Genomic DNA, 19,263 nt, shown 5'->3' on the forward strand with positions numbered 1-19,263 from the left:
ATTCTCTGCTGAGGTTCGATCGCCCTATGCCCGCCCGAGCCTGACGCCGCTTTCCGCGTCGAAGACATGGACCTTGTCGGGGTCGACGGAGATCCAGAGCCGCCCCGCCTGCGCCGCGACCTCGCCGGTCGCCGCCTGCATCACGAAGGGCTTGCCGGCGAGCTGGCCGTGGAAGAGCTGGGTCGCGCCGAGTTCCTCGATGAACTCGACATCGAAAGGCAGCGAGCCGGCGGCGCCTTCCGAGGCGATCTCGATGTCCTCAGGCCGCAAGCCGACCTCGACGGCGGTGCCGGCGGGCAGGTCCTCGCGCAGGTCGCGCGCCTGCAGGAGGGCGTCGCCAAGCGCGATGATGCCGGCGCCGTCGACCTTGGCCGTCAGCAGATTCATCGGCGGCGAGCCGATGAAGGTCGCGACGAAGCGGCTCGCCGGCTTGCGATAGACCTCCGAGGGCACGCCGATCTGCTCGACCTGGCCGCCATTCATCACCACCAGCTTGTCGGAGAGCGTCATCGCCTCGACCTGATCGTGGGTGACGTAGATCGCCGTGACGCCGAGCGCGCGTTGCAATTTCTTGATCTCGACGCGCATCTGCACGCGCAGTTTGGCGTCGAGATTGGAGAGCGGCTCGTCGAACAGGAAGACCTGCGGCTTGCGCACGATGGCGCGGCCCATGGCAACGCGCTGGCGCTGGCCGCCGGAGAGCTGGCGCGGGCGGCGCTGCAGGAAGGGCTCGATGGCGAGAATGCGCGCGGCTTCCTGCACGCGCTTGTCGATCTCGTCCTTGGGCGTGCCGCGGTTGCGCAGGCCATAGGCCATGTTGTCGTAGACGCTCATATGCGGATAGAGCGCGTAGTTCTGGAAGACCATGGCGATATCGCGATCGGCCGGCTCGACCTGGTTGACGACGCGGCTGCCGATCGCGACCTCGCCTTCCGAGATCGTCTCGAGCCCGGCGACCATGCGCAGAAGGGTCGACTTGCCGCAGCCGGACGGACCGACGAGGACGCAGAAGCCACCATCGGGGATGTCGAAGGAGACGCCCTTCACCGCCTCGACGCCGCCGGCATAGATCTTCTTGACGTTGTTGAGCGTGACCTGAGCCATAAGCGGGCTACTTCTCTGTCTCGACGAGGCCCTTCACGAAGAGCCTCTGCATGGCGATGACGACGAGGACCGGTGGCAGCATGGCGAGCATGGCGGTCGCCATGGCCATCTGCCATTCGGTCAGGGCGTCGGAGGTGGTGATCATCTTGCGGATGCCGATGACGATGGTCTGCATCGAGTCCTTGGTCGTGATCAGCAGCGGCCAGAGATACTGGTTCCAGCCATAGATGAACTGGATGACGAACAGCGCCGCGATCGTCGTCAGCGACAGCGGCAGCACCGTATCCTTGAAGAACTTGAACGGGCCGGCGCCATCGATCTTCGACGCCTCCAGCAGCTCGTCCGGAATGGTCATGAAGAACTGCCGGAACAGCAGCGTGCCGGTGGCCGAGGCGATCAGCGGCACGGCCAGGCCCTGATAGCTGTCGAGCATGCCGAGATCGGAGACGACCTTGAAGGTCGGGAAGATGCGGACCTCGACCGGGAGCATCAGCGTGACGAAGATGATCCAGAACGCCGCCATCCGGAACGGGAAGCGGTAATAGACGATGGCGTAGGCCGAGAGCACCGAGATGAAGATCTTCCCGAGCGCGATCGTCATCGCCATCACGAAGGAGTTGAACATCATGCTCGCCACCGGCTCACGGGTCGAGCCGGAGGTGCCGACGAAGAGGATGCGGTAGTAGTTCTCGAAGAAGTGCGGGCCGGGATAGAGCGGCAACTGCCCGTTGATGATGGTGGCGTTGTCCCAGGTCGAGGCGACGAAGGTCAGCCAGACCGGAAAGGCGCAGATGAACACGCCGATCGTCAGGATCACATAGGCGATCGCATCGCCAAGACGGCGGTCTTCGACCATCAGCCCTGTCCTCCGCGGTCACTCAAAAGTTTTGCAAGTGCATTCGCCGCCGCGTCGAGGAAGGCGGTGCCCTTCTCCGGCGTCGCCTTGCGGGCATCGCCGATCACGCCGGTCTCGGTCATCTGGCGAAAAGGCTGGTAGCGGCCGACGGTCGGGCGAGTCAGCGCGGTCAGGTCGGCGTCCAGCATGCCGAACGCCTCGGCGAGCCGCTCGTGCCTGATCGTCTCCGGCGCCAGCACCATCATGATCGAGGTCTCGACCTCGCAGGCATGCAGCACGCTGACCTGATCGTCCATGAAGGGCGCCATCGCCTCCTGCGCCAGCAGGAAATAGGTGGTGGCGCGGATCGAGAGCGAGGTCTCGCGGGCAAAGTCCGGCAGGAACGCGGCAAGCGCAGCAATGTTGCCGCCATGGCCGTTGACGATGACGACGCGATGGAAGCCGTGGCGCTCGATGCTCTTCAGCAAAGCGAGGAGGACGGCACGATAGGTCGGGATGTCGAAGGTGAAGGTGCCGCCGAAGGCCATGTGGTGCTCGGCCATGCCGCACCATAAGGTCGGCGCGACGACGACGTCGACGTCATCAGCGCGCTCGGCCGCAAGCTTGCAGACGCTGCCGCACAGGATGGTGTCGACGCCGACAGGCAGATGCGGACCGTGCTGCTCCATCGAGGCGACCGGCAGCACGACAACGGCATCCTTCGCCGCCTTCTCGCGCAATTCCTCGGCGGTGAGCTCCTGCCAAAGTACGGAGCCCATCAGTAGTTCACCTTGCGCTCGATGAAGCGGAACTGGAAGGCGGTCATGCCGATGACCATGATCAGCAGGATCACCGATTGCGCTGCCGATCCACCGAGATTGGTGCCACCCTTGCCGTCGGAATAGACCTTGTAGACCAGCGTCTCGGTTGCGCCCGAAGGGCCGCCGCCGCTGATGGTGTCGATGATGCCGAAGGTGTCGAAGAAGACGTAGACGAGGTTGACGACGAGCAGGAAGAAGGTGGTCGGCGAGAGCAGCGGGAAGACGATGGTCCAGAAGCGCCGCATCGGGCGGGCGCCGTCGATCACCGCCGCCTCGATCACGCTCTTCGGGATCGACTGCAGGCCGGCGAGGAAGAACAGGAAATTGTAGGAGATCTGCTTCCAGGTCGCGGCCAGGATGACCAGCGTCATCGCGTCATTGCCGTTGAGGCGCGGGTTCCAGGCAACACCGAGCGATTGCAGCCCACGCGCCAGCATGCCGAGCGAGGGGTCGAACATGAAGATCCAGAGCACGCCGGCGATGGCAGGCGCGACGGCATAGGGCCAGATCAGCAAGGTCTTGTAGATCTCGACGCCACGAAGCTTCCGGTCGGCCATCACCGCGAAAAGCAGCGCCAGCGAGAGCGAGAGCAGCGCGACAAAGACCGAGAAGATGCCGGTGTTGATCAGCGCCTTGTAATATTCCGGCTTCGAGAACAGGTCGCGATAGTTCTCGAACCAGACGAACTCGGTCGAGATGCCGAAGGCGTCCTGCAGCAGGAAGCTCTGCCAGACGGCCTGGCTCGCCGGCCAGTAGAAGAAGACGACCGTGATCGCGAGCTGCGGCAGGAGCAGCAGCAGCGGGATCGTCAGCCCCTTGAAGTGAGCGTATTTCTGCATCGGCCAGCCCGGCGGGAAAGAATGGCCGGGACGAAACGTCCCGGCCCTCGATCGTCTCTTTACTTGGCAGTGCGCTCGAACTGGCGCAGCGCCTGGTTGCCGCGCTCATTGGCCGCGTCGAGCGCCGCCTTCGGCGTCTTCTGGCCGTTCAGGGCCGCCTCGATTTCCTCCGACCAGATGTCGCGGATCTGGACCAGGCCGCCGAAGCGCACGCCACGCGAGTTTTCGGTCGGCTCCTTATTGTTGAGCTCGAGCAGAGGGGTCTCGAGATAAGGGTTCTGCTTGTAGAAGCCCGAGGCCTTGACCTTCTCGTAAGCCGCTTTGGTGATCGGCAGATAGCCCGACTCGGTGTGCAGCTTCACCTGCCGGTCGACATCCGAGAGGAAGGTGAAGAACTTGGCGACGCCCTTGTACTCGTCGGCCTTCTTGCCGCCCATGACCCAGAGCGAGGCGCCGCCGATGATCGAGTTCTGCGGCGCGCCGGCGACATCCGGATAATACGGCATCGGCGCGTTCGACCAGTCGAACTTGGCGTTGGCCTTGACGTTGCCGAAGAAGGCCGAGGAGGTCAGGAAGAGCGGGCATTCGCCCGAGGTGAAGCGGCCTTCGCCGGTGTTGGTGCGGCCGGAATAGGAGAACACGCCTTCCTTCTGCAGGTTGGCGAGGTTGGTCAGGTGCTTGACGAAGAGATCGCCGTTGATGCGGAACTCGGTGTCGAAGCCGTCGAAGCCGTTGGCCTTGGTGCCGACCGGTACGTTATGCCAGGCGCCGAGCTGCTCGATATTGGCCCAGGTCGTCCAGGCGGTGGAGATGCCGCACTTGTCCCAGCCGGCGGCTTTCAGCTTCTTGGCGGCTTCGAACGCTTCCGGCCAGGTCTTCGGCGGAGCTTCCGGCAGGCCGGCCTTCTTCAGCGCGTCCTTGTTGTACCACATCACCATCGAGGACGAGTTGAACGGGAAGGAGAGCATCTCGCCCTTCGTCGTCGAATAGTAGCCGGTGATCGCCGGCAGATAGCTCTTCGGATCGAAGGTCTCGCCGGCGTCTTTCATCACGTCGGCGACCGGCTTGATCGCACCCTTAGCCGACATCATCGTCGCGGTGCCGACTTCGAAGACCTGCATGATGTGCGGCGCATTGCCGGCACGGAAGGCGGCGATGCCGGCGTTCAGCGTGTCGGGGTAGGAGCCCTTATAGGCGACGACGACCTTGTAGTCCTTCTGCGAGGCGTTGAACTCCTCGGCCAGCTTGACGACGACGTCGTTGTTGGCGCCGGTCATGGCGTGCCACCACTGGATTTCGGTCTGCGCCAGAGCCGGCGAAGCGGCGGCCAGCGCGAACGCGCCGACGGCGGTCAGGGTCTTCAATTTGAAGGTCATGATCAGCTCCCTCTAAGCCCCCGGTATGCGCGGGCGTTCTTGTCGTTGGTGCGCAAGCTAGCATGAAGCCGGGGCGACAGTTCAATGACAAAACGATGACATTTCCGCCCCGCTGTGGACGCGCATCGGCGCACTTGCGATTTCCGGCGGAAGCGGCTGTTCTCCTCAACCTTCCTGCACACTGCACACAGCCGGATCAGCCATGCCCTCGCTCTCGCTCACGCCCGCCAACACCCTGCCGGCCGACGCCGCCCGCGCCGCGCTGGCCGGCCGCGTCTGGCGGCCGGAGCTCGCCGGGCCCTCGGTGGTCAAGCTGAGAGGCGACGAGGTCATCGACGTCACCGCGACCTTCCCGACCATGCGCGATCTCTGCGAGACCGCCGATCCGGCAACCGCGCTGCGCGCTGCGAATGGCGAGAGCCTGGGCTCGCTCGCCGATCTCCTCGCCAACAGCCCGGTGACCGCCCGCAATGACGGCAGGCCCTGGCTGCTCGCCCCGGTCGACCTGCAGGCGGTCAAGGCCGCCGGCGTCACCTTCGCCGTCTCGATGCTGGAACGCGTCATCGAGGAGAAGGCGCGCGGCAACCCGGCTGCTGCTGCAACGATCCGCGTCGAGATCGGCAAGCTCATCGGCGACGACCTCTCCAAGCTGAAGCCCGGCTCGCCCGAGGCGATGAAGCTGAAGGAGGTGCTGATCGCCCAGAACAGCTGGAGCCAGTATCTCGAGGTCGGCATCGGTCCCGACGCCGAGATCTTCACCAAGGCCCCGCCGATGTCGGCGGTCGGCACCGGCGCCGATGCCGGGCTGCATCCGGCCTCGAGCTGGAACAATCCCGAGCCCGAGATCGTGCTCGTCGTCGCCTCGGATGGGCGGATCGTCGGCGCCAGCCTCGGCAACGACGTCAATCTGCGCGATGTCGAGGGCCGCTCGGCCCTGCTGCTCGGCAAGGCTAAGGACAATAATGCAGCCGCCGCGATCGGCCCGTTCATCCGCTTCTTCGACGGCGATTTCTCGCTCGACCATGTCCGCAAGACGACGGTGAGCCTCACCGTCGAGGGCGAGGACGGCTTCACGCTCGAAGGCTCGTCCTCGATCGCCAAGATCAGCCGCGACCCGGCCGATCTCGCCGCACAGATGATCGGCCCGCACCACCAGTACCCGGACGGGGCGGTGCTCTATCTCGGCACCATGTTCGCGCCGATCAAGGATCGCGACGCGCCGGGCGGCGGCTTCACCCACAAATACGGCGACGTCGTCACCATCTCCGCACCCGAGCTCGGCGCCCTGGTCAACCGGATGCGCCGCACCGACGAATGCGAGCCCTGGCGTTTCGGCGCCTCGCATCTGATGCGCAACCTCGCCAAGCGCGGGCTGCTGTGACGGGCAAGGGCGTCCTCGTCTATGGCGAGGCGCTCGTCGACATCGTGCCGGGCAGTGCCGGGCACAAGCGCGAGGCCGTGCTCGGCGGCTCGGGCTTCAACACGGCGCTGGCGCTCGCCCGCTGCGGCGCACCGGTGACCTTTAATGTAAACCTCTCGCGGGACACGCTCGGCCAGCTTTTCCTCCGACGCCTGACGGAGGAGGGCATCGACCGGCGCTTCGTCGGCGTCTGCGACGCGCCGACGCCCTCCGCCACTGTCACATCGATTGATGCCGAAGGTGCCGCGACCTACCGTTTCTCACTGCACGGCACAGCCTTCGATGCCGCGCCGCCCGTGCCGGCAGATCTCAACGGTTTCGCGCATCTGCACGTCACCTCCTTCGGCGCGACGATCGGCGCGTCGGGCGCGGCAGCGCTGGCGTTGATGCGCCGAGCGCGAGAGGCCGGGCTCAGCGTCAGCTATGATCTCAACATCAGGCCGGCCGTGCTGCCGGCGCTCGCGAAGGCGCGTCGCGCCATCGAGGAGCGGGCCGTCCTGTGCGATCTCCTGAAATGCAGCAGCGATGATGCGCGAGCAGTTCACGGCCCCGAGTTCGGCTACACCTTTGCGCGCTGGTTTGCCCAGGGAGGCCGACTGCTGTTGGTCACCGATGGCGAGAAGGGTGGCTACCTCCTGCCCTTCCGCCGTGAGCCGATGCCGTTCCCTGCGCTCGCGCAGGAGGTCGTCGATACGATCGGCGCCGGTGACAGTTTCATGGGCGCCTTTCTCGCTTCGCTCTGGCGGAATGGTGGTCTAGGTCCGGTGCTGCACGACCTGCCGGACGAACTCTGTGCTGCTGCTCTTGGCTTCGCCGCCGTGGTCGCGGCCGAAACCTGCGCCGAACGGGGTTACAACCCGCCGCGGCTCGACCCGCCTTCGGCCCACGACTGACGGACGAGGAACCATGCGCCTCAGCTATATCGATTATCACACCTGCGGCGAGCCGGTGCGCATCGTCACCGGCGGCTACCCGTCACTCGAAGGCGCAACGATCCTCGACAAGCGTCGGCAGGCCCGCGAGCAGCACGACAACTTGCGTCGCGCGATGATGCTGGAGCCGCGCGGCCATGACGGCATGTACGGCGTCATCCCGGTGACGGCGAGCCACCCCGAAGCGGCCTTCGGCGTGCTGTTCACGCACAACGAGGGCTATTCGACCATGTGCGGCCACGCGACGATCGCGCTCGGCCGCTATGCGATCGAGCATGGCCTGGTAAAGGCGACCGAGCCGGTGACCCGCTTTGCCATCGAGGCTCCCTGCGGGCTGCTGCGCCTTGCCTGCGAGATCGAGGATGGCAAGGTCGGCGCGGTCAGTTTCGAGAGCGTGCCGGCCTTCGCCCTGGCGCGCGATCTCGTGGTCCCGGTGCCGGGCTATGGCGACGTCACCACCGACATCGCCTATGGCGGCGCCTATTACTGCATCCTGCCGGCCTCCCGCTTCGGGCTCGACCTGATGCAGACTCCGGTCGAGGAAATCGTCGCGGCGGCCGGTGCGCTGACCGACCAGGTCCGGGCGACGATCGCGATCACGCACCCGACCGAACCCGATCTCGGTTTTCTCTATGGCACGATCGTCACCGACGAGGCCGGACCGGCGGAAGACAGCTTCAACCTCTGCGTCTTCGCCGAGCGCCAGATCGACCGTTCGCCGACCGGTTCGGGCGTCACCGCCCGGATGGCGCTCGACCATGCCAAGGGGCTGATCCCCGCCGGCCAGAGTCGCAGGATCCGCAGCATCACCGGCGGCACCTTCACCGGCCGGGTCGTCGGTCCGGTCGATTTTCCGGCCGCCGGCGCCGTGACGGTCAAGGTCGGCGGACGTGGTCACCTCGCTGGCGAGGGTAGCTTCGTTATCGAGGCTGACGATCCCCTTGGCTACGGCTTCGCCTTGCCAAAACGCTTCGTGGAGATCGCCAACTCCTGAGCCGGCTCAATCCGGTTGGCGAAAGTTCAGGACGATCTCGCGCCAGCGCGAGTAGAGCGCGCCATAGCGCTTCAACCCGTCATAAGGCGCGCAGCGGATAACCGCCCGCTTCGCGCTCTCGGCCAGGAGCGCCGAGCCCGCCTTCGAGGGCTGATCGAGCATGGTCGGCTCACTAATCAGCGCACCATCCCGATCGAGTTCGAACCGGATGCGCACCGTCCTTCCGGCTGGCACCGCAGCAGGAACGTTCCAGCACGAGGTGACCTTGTCGTGCACATAGCGGGTGGCATCGGCAAAGGCGCGGTCCTGCGCCGCGACGGGAGCCGTTCCGGCCAACACCAAGGCAGAGCCAAGGAGCATGGTCCGGAGTATCAGCGAGCGTGCGAACTGTCTTGCCACCGAATGAGCTCGCAAACCCCGAAAACCGTCTGCCCGTTGGAGGTAAACCCGGTTTTCATCTTGTCGGGAAGGAGCGTGGTAAGATTTTGTCGCTACCTTGCCGTGCGTGACGGTGGAACGACCATGAGCGCGAGTACGGACCAGCCGGTCGCCAGGGGAGCCGCGAAGGTGCTCGTCGCCACACGCCCTTGGGCCAGTCCCGCGATCTGGCTCGCGGCCTTCCTCGCCTTCGTCCTCGCCGGCCTGCTGCTGCCGCTGCGCCTGCCGCTCGGGTCGTATTACTGGGACACGGCGGTCTATTTCGACGCCGCCCAGCGCATTCGCGAGGGCCAGGTCCCCAACATCGACTTCTTCGCCCCGGTCGGCCCGCTCGGCTATTATCTCGTCGCCGGTCTCGACCGGCTGTTCCCGAACGCCCATCCGCTGCTGACCGCGAACTGGGGCCTCCTGCCGATCGCATTGCCGCTGCTGGCGATTCTGGTCTTCCATGTCGCGCGGTCCTCACGCGGACTCGCGCTGGCGCTGCTGCTGCCCTTCCTGCTTTTCGCCTCGCTGCCGATCAACCTGCACGAGGTCTATCCGCTGCCGGGCTTCGACGGCTACGGACATTACAACCGGCATGTCGCGCTGCTGCTCTATGTCCTCGTCGCCGTGCTGATGTTCGCGCGCGATCGGGCGCTGACGATCTGGCTGGTCGCCGCGCTGATGCTGACGCTGTTCCTGGTCAAGGTCACCGGCGCCGTCGCCGGGGCGATGCTGGTCGGCTATGCCGTCCTGACCGGGCGGATGCGCCTGCGCGACGCCTGCCTTGCCGCCATCGCGGTGATCGGGGCTCTCGCCGTCATCGATCTTGCGAGCGGTGGACTGACCCGGGCCTATATCGACGACATCCTGACACTGCTGAAGCTCAACACGGACGCACTGCTGCCGCGCTTCCTCACGGTCGCTTCGTTCAAGTTCGAGGTGATCGCGCCGACGCTCGTCCTCATCTGCCTGCTCACCTATGCCGCCTGGCGGGCGAGGCCGGCGGGCCTGGCGGTCTGGCTGCGGGAATTCGCGATCTCACCGGCGGGCTGGCTCGCCATTGCCCTGCTGGCGCTCACCTTCTTCGAGACGCAGAACACCGGCAGCCTCGAATTCATCGGGCTCTGGCCGGTCCTGCTCGCACTCCTGCTCGACTGGCGCCGGCGCAACGACAGCCTGCGGCCAGCGGTGCTGCTTCTGATCTGCGTCATTGCGGCGCCCTCGGCCGTGAACTTCATCGAACGCAGCGCCCGCGCCACGCTCGGTGCGCCGACCTATCTCCCGCTCGAAGTCGACGATGTCGGCAAGCTCGGACGGGTCAGCGTCAAGCCCGATATCGCGGAGCGGGCGCCGATCATGCTGCAGCATTACGCCAGCCATCAATCGGCCTATGCCGATCTCGCCGCGACGGGCCAACAGCCGTCGCTGACCCTCTATTCGGAGATCGACCACCACGCGATCTGGCTGCTCGAGATCGAGCAGGCCATCGTCGCGATCGAAGCCTGGGAGCATGCCAACAAGCGCATGTTCAACGGCATCTTCACGCTCGATTTCGTCGATGTGCTCAATTACCTTCTCGACCGTCGGCCGCCGCGCCATGTCCCGATCGGTATCGATCCGACGCGGAGCGCTCCGAAGCTCGATGCGGAAATGATCGAGAGCTTGCGCCAGACCGACGCGATCCTGGCGCCAAAATGTCCGCTGACCTCGATCCGCGCGGCGATCTTCAAGCACTTCGCCCGGGCACTCGAGGGCCGCAGCAAGGTCGCGCTGGCGCCTTGCTGGGACCTGTACGTGAAGCCCTGATCAGGCGCTCAGCGCAACACGCTCCGACAGGGCGGTCTCGATCGCAAGCCTGAGATCGCGCGCCGCAGCCGCGATGTCGTCACCGCCGAACAGCGCGCCGATCACGGCGACGCCATCAGCCCCTGCCGCAATGACCGAGCCGGCATTGGCGGCGGTGATGCCGGCGATGGCGCCGACCGGCAAGGCACCGAGCACGCGCGTGGCCGCCTGGCGCAACGCGGCGAGCCCATCCAGGCCGAGCGCGGTGCCGGCATTGTCCTTGTGGGCCGTCGGGAAGACGCCGCCGATGCAGGCATAGTCGATCTTCGCGGAGGCCAATTCGGGCAGCTCACTCTCGTGCTTCAGCGTCGCACCGATGATGGCGCGCGGGCCGAGCAGGCGGCGGGCATCGACGAGCTTCATGTCGTCGGCACCGAGATGGACGCCGTCGGCGCCGGAGGCGAGTGCGACGTCGACGCGATCGTTGATCAGCAGCGGCACATTGGTGCCGTGCAGGGCCGAGCGGATGGCGCGCGCCTCGCGCACCATCTCGCGCGTCGTCTCGGTCTTGGCGCGAAGCTGGATCAGCGTCGCGCCGCCCTCGACGGCCGCGCGCGCCATATCGGCCATGGAACGGCCATTGGCGATCTGCGGATCGACGATGCCGTAAAGCGTGATGTCGACGATCATCGTCCGGTTTCCATTCGTGCAGCCAGCGTCGCCGCGTCCATCGCCGCGACCGCATCGATCAGCTCGACTTCGAAGCTGCCCGGTCCGCGACACCGCTCGGCCGCGATTTCGCCGGCAATGCCATAGGCGGTCAAGGCCGCCGCCGCAGCGACTGCCTTGTCGGCCTCGACAGCACAGCAGGCCGCGATCAGCGCGCCGGCGGCGCAGCCGATACCCGTGACCCTGGTCATCAGCGGATGGCCGTGCGCGACGGAGAAGTTCGCCTCGGCATTCTCGATGCGGTCGACCTTGCCGGTGGTGACGCGGGTCACTCCCTGCGCGGCGGCAAGATCGAATGCGAGCGCCGCCATCTCGGTGGCGTTGCCACGCACCAGGATATCAGGCAGGCGCAGCACCTGCCCGGCGATGTGCCGGCGCAGCGGCGAGAGCTCGACGAAAACCGGGTCGAAGACGACAGGCTTGCCGCGGTCGCGCGCCACCTCAAGCAGCTTGGGAATGGCGAGCTCGCTCTCGGCGTTGATCGTGCCGATATTGATCAGGATCGCCCCGGCGCCCTCCGCCATCGCCGCGACCTCGTCGACATGGATCGCCATCGAGGGGATCGCGCCGAAAGCGAGCAGCATGTTGGCGGTGATGTTCTGCGCCACCGTATTGGTCAGGCACTGTACCCGCGGACGGCTCTGCGCGACGCGGGAAAGGATATCGGCGACCTCCTCAGGCCCCAGGGCCCGCGTCGGCGCTTTCAAGGTGGTGCTGCTCGTCATCTCGTTTCCGTCGGTTTCGCCAGGGGATATGGGAACGGGTCTAACCCAGCGCCATCAGGGCGAGATCGGTAACGCCGCGCGCTGCAAGCCGGCTGGCGGCGCGTGCGGCCCTGATGCCGGTGCGGCAGCAGAGCACGACGCGCCGGCCATCGGTTTCATCCAACGACAGCCGATCGATCTCGTCGACTGTCAGCCTGATGGCGTCCGGGGCGGCCGCGACCGGCGCCTCCTCAAGCCCGCGCAGCTCGACGACGATATCGCCGGCCAAAAGCTGCGACGGCGCGATGAACGGGAAGGAGCCGGCGAGCGGCTCCTGTGCTCCGGCGAAGGAGAACCCACCGAAACCGAGGCGGCGAGCGTCGAAGCTGATCACCCGGCCGAGCGGCGATGGCTCCAGGCCCAGCGCCAGCAGCACGGCCATCTGCGCCTGCAATAGGCCGAGCGTGCCGACCGCCGGGCCGAGCACGCCGGCCGTGGCGCAATCGCCGGCGCGCGCCGGCATTTCGGGGAAGACCGCTCGATAGCTCGGCCCCCCGCCACAAAAGGCGCCGACATAGCCGGCAAGGCCGACGATCGAGGCGCTGACCAGCGGCTTGCCGGCGTCATGGCAGGCGTCGCTCAGGACATAGGTCGCAGCGAAACTGTCGGCGGCGTCGACGACGATACCGGCTCGCGCGACGAGCCCCGCGACATTGTCGGGCGCGAGCCTGAGCGCCAGTGCCTCGACCTCAACACCGGGATTGTATGCGGCGAGCGCTTCCGCCGCCGCCTCGACCTTCAGGCGCCCGACATCGCCCATCCGGTAGAGCGGCTGGCGGTGCAGGTTGCTTTCCTCGACCCGGTCGGGATCGACCAGCAGCAATCGGCCGATGCCGGCGCCGGCGAGGTAGGACAGAACGGGACAGCCGAGCCCGCCGGCGCCGACGACCAAGATGCTCGTACGGGCCAGTCGCGCCTGCCCCCCGGGGCCGACCTCCGGCAGCACGATCTGGCGGGCATAGCGATCGCTCATGGCTCCCTCCACCGTCAGCCAAGCAGGGCCCGGCCGAGCACCGGGGTCGACGGCGCGGCCATGTCACGCGGTTCCATCGGCCCCGCTTCGAAGGCAAGGCGCCCGGCCTCGACCGCGCGGGCGAAGGCGGCCGCCATCGCTGCCGGATCGCCGGCTTTCGCGACCGCAGTGTTGAGCAGGACGGCGTCGTAGCCGAGCTCCATTGCCGCGGCCGCGTGCGAGGGCAATCCGATGCCGGCATCGACGACGAGCGGGATACCCGGAAAATGCGCCCGTAGCGCCCGCAGGCCGTAAGGGTTGTTCAAGCCCTTGCCGGTGCCGATCGGTGCGCCCCAGGGCATCAGCACCCGGCAGCCGGCCTCGACCAGCCGCTCGGCCACGACGAGGTCCTCGGTCATATAGGGGAAGACCTCGAAACCCTCGGCGCAGAGGATGCGCGCCGCCTCGGTGAGGCCGAACACATCGGGCTGAAGCGTGTCGGCTTCGCCGATCACCTCCAGCTTGATCCAGGGCGTGCCGAAGACCTCACGCGCCATCTGCGCAGTCGTCACCGCTTCCTTGACCGAATGGCAGCCGGCCGTATTCGGCAGCACCCTGACGCCGAGGCCGCGGATCAGGGCCCAGAAGTCCTGGCCGCCACCGAGACGCCCGGCTTCGCGGCGCAGCGAGACCGTGACGACATCGACGCCGGCCGCTTCGACCGCCCGCTGCAGCACGGCCGGCGAGGGATATTGCGCCGTGCCGAGAAAGAAGCGCGAGCGCGGGGTGAAGCCGTAGAAATCCATTGCCTCAGCCTCCCTGCATCGGCGCGAGGATCTCGAGCCGATCGCCTTCGGCGAGGACCGTCCGCGCTCGCGCGGCGGCGGACACGAAAGCCTCGTTCACGGCCGTGGCGACGACCGCCCCGGCATAGCCCAACTCGGCCAGTGTCTCGGCCAGGACCGGGGCAGCGACCTCACGCGTGTCGCCGTTGACGATGATCTGCATCGGACAGCTCCTTGGATGCGAGGAGACGATCGGCCACCTGCCGGGCCAGAGCCGGCGACAGCAGGAAGCCGTGGCGGAAAAGGCCGTTGAAACGCAGCACCCGGCCGTCCTCGACGATGCGGGGCAGGTTATCGGGAAAGGCCGGGCGGACATCGGCACGCAATTCGACAATCTCGGCCTCGCCGAAGGCCGGATGCAGCGCATAGGCGGCACTCAGGAGCTCGATCGCCGAGCGAGCGCTGACGCGGCTGCGATCATCGCTCTCGATCATCGTCGCACCGATCATGAAATGCCCGTCGGCGCGCGGCACGACATAGAGCGGAATCCGTGGATGCAGGAGCCGCACCGGGCGGCTCAGGCTGATCTCGTTCGTACGCAGCACCAGCATCTCGCCGCGCACGCCGCGCAGCGTACCCAAGCGGTCACGGGCGGAAAGGCCACGGCAATCGACGATGCGATCGGCATCGAGCCCCGCCTCCTCGACCGCGGCGCCATAATGGATCGGCACACCGGCCGCCTGTAGCGCCCCAGCCAACGCCGCCATGGCCAGGCGCGGGTCGAGATGAGCCTCCTGCGCGAAGAACAGACCCTGCCGGAAGCGGCCGGCGAGGTCGGGCTCCAGCGCGGCGACCCCGTCGCCATCGAGCCGCTCGAAGCCATCAGTCCGCGCAGCAAAGCGCGTCAGTTCGCCGGCGTCGCGGGCCGGGGCGAGCACCAGCGTGCCATGCGCGAGCGTCTCACCATAATGGCTCGGCCACCAGTCGAGGGCCTGCCGGCCGAGGGTGACGACCGCCTCTTCGGCGCTCTCGCGCTCGCACCAGGGCGCCAGCATGCCGCCGGCAGCCCAGGAGCAGGCCTGCTCGCCGAGCCCGGCGCCGCGTTCGAACAGCTCGACCGCGACGCCCCGCTCCGCCAGTTCGAGCGCCGTCACGAGGCCGGCGACGCCGGCCCCGATCACAGCGACGCGCATGGCCCCTACTCCGCCGCGGGCAGATAGAGGTTGCCGCCCTTCTTGAGGAACTCCTCCGACTTCTCTGCCATGCCTTGCGAGGCCATCGCTTCGAGCGCCGCGCGCTCATTGTCGCCCATCGCCAGCACTTCGGCGCGCAGGTCCTGGGTAATCTTCATCGAGCAGAACTTGGGGCCGCACATCGAGCAGAAATGCGCGACCTTGTGGGCGTCCTTCGGCAGGGTCTCGTCGTGGTAGGCGCGGGCGGTGTCCGGATCGAGCGCCAGGTTGAACTGGTCCTCCCAGCGGAAATCGAACCTCGCCCGCGATACCGCGTCGTCGCGGATCTTCGCGGCAGGATGGCCCTTGGCGAGGTCGGCGGCATGGGCCGCGATCCGGTAGGTGATGACGCCAGTCTTGACGTCGTCGCGGTCCGGCAGGCCGAGATGCTCCTTCGGCGTGACGTAGCAAAGCATGGCGCAGCCGAACCAGCCGATCATCGCCGCACCGATGCCGGAGGTGATGTGGTCGTAGCCTGGCGCTATGTCGGTGGTCAGCGGTCCGAGCGTGTAGAACGGCGCCTCGCCGCATTCGCGCAGCTGCTTATCCATGTTCTCCTTGATCTTGTGCATCGGCACATGGCCGGGGCCCTCGATCATCACCTGGCAGCCCTTGTCCCAGGCGACCTTGGTCAGCTCGCCCAGCGTCTCCAGCTCGGCGAACTGGGCGCGGTCATTGGCGTCGGCGATCGAGCCGGGCCTGAGGCCATCGCCGAGCGAGAACGAGACGTCATATTTGCGCATGATCTCGCAGATCTCGTCGAAGCGCTCGTAGAGGAAACTCTCCTTGTGATGCGCCAGGCACCAGCGCGCCATGATCGAGCCGCCGCGCGAGACGATGCCGGTGACCCTGGATGCAGTGAGTGGGACGTAAGGCAGTCTCACGCCGGCATGGATGGTGAAATAGTCGACACCTTGCTCGGCTTGCTCGATCAGCGTGTCCTTGAAGACCTCCCAGTCGAGCTTGATCGGGTCGCCGCCGACCTTCTCCAGCGCCTGATAGATCGGAACCGTGCCGATCGGAACCGGCGAGTTGCGCAGGATCCAGGAGCGGATGTTGTGGATGTTGCGGCCTGTGGAGAGGTCCATGACGGTGTCGGCGCCCCAGCGGATCGCCCAGACCAGCTTCTCGACCTCCTCGGCGGCGCCGGAGGTCACGGCCGAATTGCCGATATTGGCGTTGATCTTGACCAGGAAGTTGCGGCCGATCGCCATCGGCTCAAGCTCGGGATGGTTGATGTTGGCCGGGATGATGGCGCGACCGCGGGCGATCTCGTCGCGGACGAATTCGGGCGTGACGAACTCGGGAACCGAGGCGCCAAAGCTCTCGCCGTCGGCATGGCGCTCTCTTGCACCCTCCAGCATGGCGGCGCGGCCGAGATTCTCGCGATGGGCGACGTAGATCATCTCGGGCGTGACGATGCCGGCCTTGGCGAATTCGTACTGCGTCGCCATCTGGCCGGACCTGGCCTCGAGGATCGGGCGCTCAGCCGGACAGGCCGGGACGAGTTGGGCTTCGCTGATATGGCCGTTGTCGGCGGCCGTGACCATGCGGCCAGGCACAGTCTCGAAGCCGAGCGCATCGAGCCAGGCCCGGCGCGGCTGCACCAGGCCGGCGTTGAGGTCGATGGTCGCGTCGGTCTCGGTATAGGGGCCGGACGGGTCGTAGATGCGCACCGGCGGTTCTGCGTCGGTCGTCAGGACGACCTCGCGGAAGGGCACGCGCATCTCGGGATGCTCGGGCGCGGCGACGTAGATCTTGCGCGAGCCGATGATCGGGCCGGTCGTCACCGTCTGCGGCGCGGCCTTGACGCTGTTCTTCTGGGGCTTGGTATGGGCGTTCATCTTAGGATCTCCTCCCTCTCAGGTTCAGGAGATCCGGGGCGTCTGACGGTCCAGTCGCTGTCTGCGGAATGCACTTGTGGCGCAGCCGCGTTCCAGTCCCTCCGCCGGTATGACCCGGATCAGGTTCGATGGGTTCGGCCGTCAGGCCATCTCAGCTCTTGCGAGCACCCCTCGGAACGAGGCGGAGGTTAGAACCGTCGTGATCTGCGCGCAACTGGCAAAGGACCACGGCTTTGCGCCGCGCCGCCATGCGTGGCGGGCATTACACGCGGAGAGGTCGGAAAATCAGGCGGTGATGTCGAGGTTGCCGCCCTGGCCGGCGGGCAGCGTTGCCTGCTGCTGCTCGGTAGCCTGCTGGAGCATGGCGACGAGGGCCTGATCGGAATCGGCGTTCTGCTTGACCATTTCGATCTGCAAAGCCTGCTGCGTTGCAGCCGACTTCATGCTGACCAGGCTTTGCGCGATCGCGACCGACATTTCACTCATGGCAGGCTCCTCGCCGCGAACATAGGCGGCGAGCCTTACCTGAATCTGAATCCGAAACCGCGAGCTCTAGGGCCGGACCCGATCAAGGCGCGATGATCGACGGCACCGGCTTCGGCATCGGAACCGCGCGATTCGGCTCCGGCGGCCCCGAACGGTCTCGCGCCAGCCGCTCACGCTCCCGCGTCGCCTCGACACGATCGGAACGCGGCTCGAGCTTCTGCACCTCGCTCGCATTCGGCGCGATCGGCACGCCTGGGGCGCGCTGACGCTGGGGCTGCGGCGGGGAGGATTGCGCGGCGGCGGCATCCGCCACGATCAGCCCGGCGGCGATCAGTCCGAGGAGGACCCATGGGTTCTTGCGCATGGCACTGCTCCAGTCGGGCAGGCGCAAGACCAGCCTGCCCTTCAGGAAAACTCGGAGCAAACCACGATTGTTCCAATGCCGGGCGGAGAAAGGCAGGGGCGGCCCGCAAGCCGCCCCGCTTCACTGCTGGTTCTGGCCGGTGAGCAGCGGCGTGATCCGGCGCAGCGTGACGCGGCGGTTTTCGCGCGAGTCGCCCTGCGTCTGGACCTTGGGATACTGCTCGCCATAGCCCTGCGTCGTCAGGTTCTCGGCGGGAACACCGAAGTCGCGGGTCAGGATCTCGGCGACCGACTGCGCCCGCCGGTCCGAGAGCGAGAGATTGTCGACATCCGATCCAACCGCATCGGTATGGCCCTCGACCATGAAGACCTCATTCGGCGCGCGCTCGACCGCCTGGCGCACCGCCTGCGCGATCACCCGCAGGCGCCCGCCCTGGTCCGGCGTGATGGTCCAGGAACCGGACTCGAAGTTGATCGTGTCGACGTCGACGCTGCGCATATGGGCGCGCAGATCGGGCGAGTAGCGGACTTCGTCGAGCGTGTAGCGGCGCGGCACCGGGGCGACCGGCGGAGCGGTGATCGTCTCGTAGATCAGCCGTTCGTCGGCGCGCTCGGCATCGACGATGTAGCGCTCGCGCGGGATGCGCAGCTCCGGCGGCGGCAGCACAACCACCTCCTCGGCGAAGCGGGCCTGCGGCCCGTCACGACGGACATTGTCGATCATCACGAACTCGGCGCCGTCGCGCTCGCGCCGCGAACGGCGGAGCAGCCGGCCTTCGGTGTCGGTCACCGTGACGATCTGCGTGCCGTCGGGACGATTGTAGATCGTCACATTCTCCTCGCCGCGGCGCTCGCTGCGGGTGTCGAGGCCGAGATCGCGGAAGCGCTGCGTCTCGTCGTAGCGGATGACGGCCCGGTCGTCGTCGCCGCGGATGATGGTGCGGCCGGGCTCGCGGATGATGGTGACATCGCCCTCGCGGCGCTCCTCGCGCCGGCCGCGGACATCGTCGAGCCGCGTCGCGCCTTGCGTCGCCATGATGCCGCCGATTGCAGCGGCACCGAGACCGATCGCGGCGGCGCCACCAAGGCCGATGCCGCCACGGCGGCCCTGGCGGTCAGGGACGGCCTGGCCCGGAATCCCTGGCTGGGCCGGCTGCATTTGGCCGGGCAACGCGCCCGGCTGCGACAGGGCTCCGGGCTGCTGGCCTGTGCCAGGCCCGGGTTGCGAAGGCGCCGCACCGGGTTGCGACAGGGCGCCGGGCGCACGGCCGGCTGGCGGCGCGGGAACGGGCTGGCCGACATTCGGCTGGCCGGCGCCGCCAAGCGCGCCTTGACCAGGCGCAGGCTGCCCAGGCCCAGGCGGTGTGGGCGCTGTCTGCCCCGGGGCCGGCTGACCGGGCTGACGGCTGAGGCCGGAGGGCTGCTGGGACGGAGCAGTCGGTGCCGGGGCGCTGCCCGGCTGTGACAGGGCTCCGGGGGCGCGACCGGCGGGCGGCACGGCCGATGGCTGGCCCGGCGCGGGCTGGCTCGGGGCCGCCTGACCAGGTTGGCGGTTCAGGCCAGGGGCCGGCTGGGACGG

General features: G+C 67.2%; 20 protein-coding genes and 1 riboswitch. Of the genes, 4 read left to right on the forward strand and 16 right to left on the reverse strand.

Annotated features, from left to right (window positions below; all coding sequences use genetic code 11):
• Positions 1-24: 24 nt before the first annotated feature.
• The 5 genes from ACSQ3M_RS28245 to ugpB are packed head-to-tail and all read right to left on the reverse strand — an operon-like array spanning position 25 to position 4,975.
• On the reverse strand, positions 25-1,104 hold the full coding sequence (locus ACSQ3M_RS28245) for a sn-glycerol-3-phosphate import ATP-binding protein UgpC (RefSeq protein ID WP_436153406.1): 1,080 nt from the start codon (positions 1,102-1,104) through the stop codon (positions 25-27).
• Positions 1,105-1,111: 7 nt separating this feature from the next.
• Positions 1,112-1,960, reverse strand: coding sequence for a sn-glycerol-3-phosphate ABC transporter permease UgpE (gene ugpE / locus ACSQ3M_RS28250; RefSeq protein WP_436153407.1), 849 nt, complete (start codon positions 1,958-1,960; stop codon positions 1,112-1,114).
• Positions 1,960-2,718 (reverse strand): creatininase family protein, encoded by a 759-nt coding sequence (locus ACSQ3M_RS28255; RefSeq protein ID WP_436153408.1) that lies wholly within the window; start codon positions 2,716-2,718, stop codon positions 1,960-1,962. The genes ugpE and ACSQ3M_RS28255 overlap by 1 nt, the downstream gene beginning before the upstream one ends.
• Entirely contained in the window at positions 2,718-3,599 is an 882-nt protein-coding gene (gene ugpA / locus ACSQ3M_RS28260) for a sn-glycerol-3-phosphate ABC transporter permease UgpA (RefSeq protein WP_436153409.1), read from the reverse strand. The genes ACSQ3M_RS28255 and ugpA overlap by 1 nt, the downstream gene beginning before the upstream one ends.
• A 59-nt stretch (positions 3,600-3,658) precedes the next feature.
• The gene (ugpB, locus tag ACSQ3M_RS28265) at positions 3,659-4,975 is read right to left on the reverse strand and encodes a sn-glycerol-3-phosphate ABC transporter substrate-binding protein UgpB (protein WP_436153410.1); all 1,317 of its coding nucleotides are present in this window, start codon (positions 4,973-4,975) and stop codon (positions 3,659-3,661) included.
• 202 nt (positions 4,976-5,177) lie between these two features.
• Here ugpB and ACSQ3M_RS28270 point away from each other — a divergent pair, with 202 nt between their 5' ends.
• Genes ACSQ3M_RS28270 through ACSQ3M_RS28280 form a run of 3 tightly spaced genes read left to right on the forward strand, consistent with a single transcriptional unit; the run spans position 5,178 to position 8,321 of the window.
• Entirely contained in the window at positions 5,178-6,356 is a 1,179-nt protein-coding gene (locus tag ACSQ3M_RS28270) for a fumarylacetoacetate hydrolase family protein (protein WP_436153411.1), read from the forward strand.
• Positions 6,353-7,288: a carbohydrate kinase family protein gene (locus ACSQ3M_RS28275; RefSeq protein WP_436153412.1), complete on the forward strand. Its 936-nt coding sequence runs from the start codon at positions 6,353-6,355 to the stop codon at positions 7,286-7,288. The genes ACSQ3M_RS28270 and ACSQ3M_RS28275 overlap by 4 nt, the downstream gene beginning before the upstream one ends.
• Before the next feature lie 13 nt (positions 7,289-7,301).
• A complete protein-coding gene (locus ACSQ3M_RS28280) occupies positions 7,302-8,321 on the forward strand; it encodes a proline racemase family protein (RefSeq protein ID WP_436153413.1) in 1,020 nt (339 codons plus the stop codon).
• A 6-nt stretch (positions 8,322-8,327) separates the two neighbouring features.
• On the opposite strand, the gene ACSQ3M_RS28285 is transcribed toward ACSQ3M_RS28280, so the two are convergent.
• The gene (locus ACSQ3M_RS28285) at positions 8,328-8,681 is read right to left on the reverse strand and encodes a hypothetical protein (protein ID WP_436153414.1); all 354 of its coding nucleotides are present in this window, start codon (positions 8,679-8,681) and stop codon (positions 8,328-8,330) included.
• A 162-nt stretch (positions 8,682-8,843) separates the two neighbouring features.
• On the opposite strand from ACSQ3M_RS28285, the gene ACSQ3M_RS28290 reads away from it, so the two are divergent.
• Positions 8,844-10,550, forward strand: a complete 1,707-nt coding sequence (locus ACSQ3M_RS28290) for a hypothetical protein (protein ID WP_436153415.1) — start codon at positions 8,844-8,846, stop codon at positions 10,548-10,550.
• On the opposite strand, the gene thiE is transcribed toward ACSQ3M_RS28290, so the two are convergent.
• The 10 genes from thiE to ACSQ3M_RS28340 form a co-directional block, all read right to left on the reverse strand.
• On the reverse strand, positions 10,551-11,219 hold the full coding sequence (gene thiE, locus ACSQ3M_RS28295) for a thiamine phosphate synthase (protein ID WP_436153416.1): 669 nt from the start codon (positions 11,217-11,219) through the stop codon (positions 10,551-10,553).
• A complete protein-coding gene (locus tag ACSQ3M_RS28300; protein WP_436153417.1) occupies positions 11,216-11,983 on the reverse strand; it encodes a hydroxyethylthiazole kinase in 768 nt (255 codons plus the stop codon). The genes thiE and ACSQ3M_RS28300 overlap by 4 nt, the downstream gene beginning before the upstream one ends.
• Positions 11,984-12,023: 40 nt before the next feature.
• On the reverse strand, positions 12,024-12,995 hold the full coding sequence (locus ACSQ3M_RS28305) for a HesA/MoeB/ThiF family protein (protein WP_436153418.1): 972 nt from the start codon (positions 12,993-12,995) through the stop codon (positions 12,024-12,026).
• 14 nt (positions 12,996-13,009) lie between these two features.
• Positions 13,010-13,780 carry a thiazole synthase gene (locus tag ACSQ3M_RS28310; protein ID WP_436153419.1) on the reverse strand — a complete coding sequence of 257 codons (771 nt, stop codon included), beginning with the start codon at positions 13,778-13,780 and terminating at the stop codon, positions 13,010-13,012.
• Between the two features lie 4 nt (positions 13,781-13,784).
• Positions 13,785-13,982, reverse strand: a complete 198-nt coding sequence (gene thiS, locus ACSQ3M_RS28315; protein ID WP_436153420.1) for a sulfur carrier protein ThiS — start codon at positions 13,980-13,982, stop codon at positions 13,785-13,787.
• Complete coding sequence (gene thiO, locus ACSQ3M_RS28320; protein WP_436153421.1) at positions 13,951-14,952, reverse strand: glycine oxidase ThiO; 1,002 nt, start codon at positions 14,950-14,952, stop codon at positions 13,951-13,953. The genes thiS and thiO overlap by 32 nt, the downstream gene beginning before the upstream one ends.
• 5 nt (positions 14,953-14,957) lie before the next feature.
• Positions 14,958-16,835: a phosphomethylpyrimidine synthase ThiC gene (thiC, locus tag ACSQ3M_RS28325; RefSeq protein WP_436153422.1), complete on the reverse strand. Its 1,878-nt coding sequence runs from the start codon at positions 16,833-16,835 to the stop codon at positions 14,958-14,960.
• 78 nt (positions 16,836-16,913) lie between these two features.
• Positions 16,914-17,017: riboswitch (TPP riboswitch) on the reverse strand.
• A gap of 103 nt (positions 17,018-17,120) precedes the next feature.
• Positions 17,121-17,321: a hypothetical protein gene (locus ACSQ3M_RS28330; RefSeq protein WP_436153423.1), complete on the reverse strand. Its 201-nt coding sequence runs from the start codon at positions 17,319-17,321 to the stop codon at positions 17,121-17,123.
• Positions 17,322-17,403: 82 nt separating this feature from the next.
• Positions 17,404-17,685 (reverse strand): hypothetical protein, encoded by a 282-nt coding sequence (locus ACSQ3M_RS28335; protein WP_436153424.1) that lies wholly within the window; start codon positions 17,683-17,685, stop codon positions 17,404-17,406.
• 120 nt (positions 17,686-17,805) lie between these two features.
• Positions 17,806-18,843 carry an OmpA family protein gene (locus ACSQ3M_RS28340; protein WP_436153425.1) on the reverse strand — a complete coding sequence of 346 codons (1,038 nt, stop codon included), beginning with the start codon at positions 18,841-18,843 and terminating at the stop codon, positions 17,806-17,808.
• Between the last annotated feature and the right edge of the window lie 420 nt (positions 18,844-19,263).

The sequence above is a fragment of the Allobosea sp. LjRoot90 genome (assembly GCF_964254315.1).
Taxonomy (GTDB): Bacteria; Pseudomonadota; Alphaproteobacteria; order Rhizobiales; family Beijerinckiaceae; genus Allobosea.

Coding starts and splice junctions, on each gene's coding strand:
- ACSQ3M_RS28245 (WP_436153406.1), bottom strand. CDS start 1,104: ATGGCTCAGGTCACGCTCAACAACGTCAAGAAGATCTATGCCGGCGGC.
- ugpE (WP_436153407.1), bottom strand. CDS start 1,960: ATGGTCGAAGACCGCCGTCTTGGCGATGCGATCGCCTATGTGATCCTG.
- ACSQ3M_RS28255 (WP_436153408.1), bottom strand. CDS start 2,718: ATGGGCTCCGTACTTTGGCAGGAGCTCACCGCCGAGGAATTGCGCGAG.
- ugpA (WP_436153409.1), bottom strand. CDS start 3,599: ATGCAGAAATACGCTCACTTCAAGGGGCTGACGATCCCGCTGCTGCTG.
- ugpB (WP_436153410.1), bottom strand. CDS start 4,975: ATGACCTTCAAATTGAAGACCCTGACCGCCGTCGGCGCGTTCGCGCTG.
- ACSQ3M_RS28270 (WP_436153411.1), top strand. CDS start 5,178: ATGCCCTCGCTCTCGCTCACGCCCGCCAACACCCTGCCGGCCGACGCC.
- ACSQ3M_RS28280 (WP_436153413.1), top strand. CDS start 7,302: ATGCGCCTCAGCTATATCGATTATCACACCTGCGGCGAGCCGGTGCGC.
- ACSQ3M_RS28285 (WP_436153414.1), bottom strand. CDS start 8,681: ATGCTCCTTGGCTCTGCCTTGGTGTTGGCCGGAACGGCTCCCGTCGCG.
- ACSQ3M_RS28290 (WP_436153415.1), top strand. CDS start 8,844: ATGAGCGCGAGTACGGACCAGCCGGTCGCCAGGGGAGCCGCGAAGGTG.
- thiE (WP_436153416.1), bottom strand. CDS start 11,219: ATGATCGTCGACATCACGCTTTACGGCATCGTCGATCCGCAGATCGCC.
- ACSQ3M_RS28300 (WP_436153417.1), bottom strand. CDS start 11,983: ATGACGAGCAGCACCACCTTGAAAGCGCCGACGCGGGCCCTGGGGCCT.
- ACSQ3M_RS28305 (WP_436153418.1), bottom strand. CDS start 12,995: ATGAGCGATCGCTATGCCCGCCAGATCGTGCTGCCGGAGGTCGGCCCC.
- ACSQ3M_RS28310 (WP_436153419.1), bottom strand. CDS start 13,780: ATGGATTTCTACGGCTTCACCCCGCGCTCGCGCTTCTTTCTCGGCACG.
- thiS (WP_436153420.1), bottom strand. CDS start 13,982: ATGCAGATCATCGTCAACGGCGACACGCGTGAGGTCGCTGCCCCGGTC.
- thiO (WP_436153421.1), bottom strand. CDS start 14,952: ATGCGCGTCGCTGTGATCGGGGCCGGCGTCGCCGGCCTCGTGACGGCG.
- thiC (WP_436153422.1), bottom strand. CDS start 16,835: ATGAACGCCCATACCAAGCCCCAGAAGAACAGCGTCAAGGCCGCGCCG.
- ACSQ3M_RS28330 (WP_436153423.1), bottom strand. CDS start 17,321: ATGAGTGAAATGTCGGTCGCGATCGCGCAAAGCCTGGTCAGCATGAAG.
- ACSQ3M_RS28335 (WP_436153424.1), bottom strand. CDS start 17,685: ATGCGCAAGAACCCATGGGTCCTCCTCGGACTGATCGCCGCCGGGCTG.
- ACSQ3M_RS28340 (WP_436153425.1), bottom strand. CDS start 18,843: ATGCAGCCGGCCCAGCCAGGGATTCCGGGCCAGGCCGTCCCTGACCGC.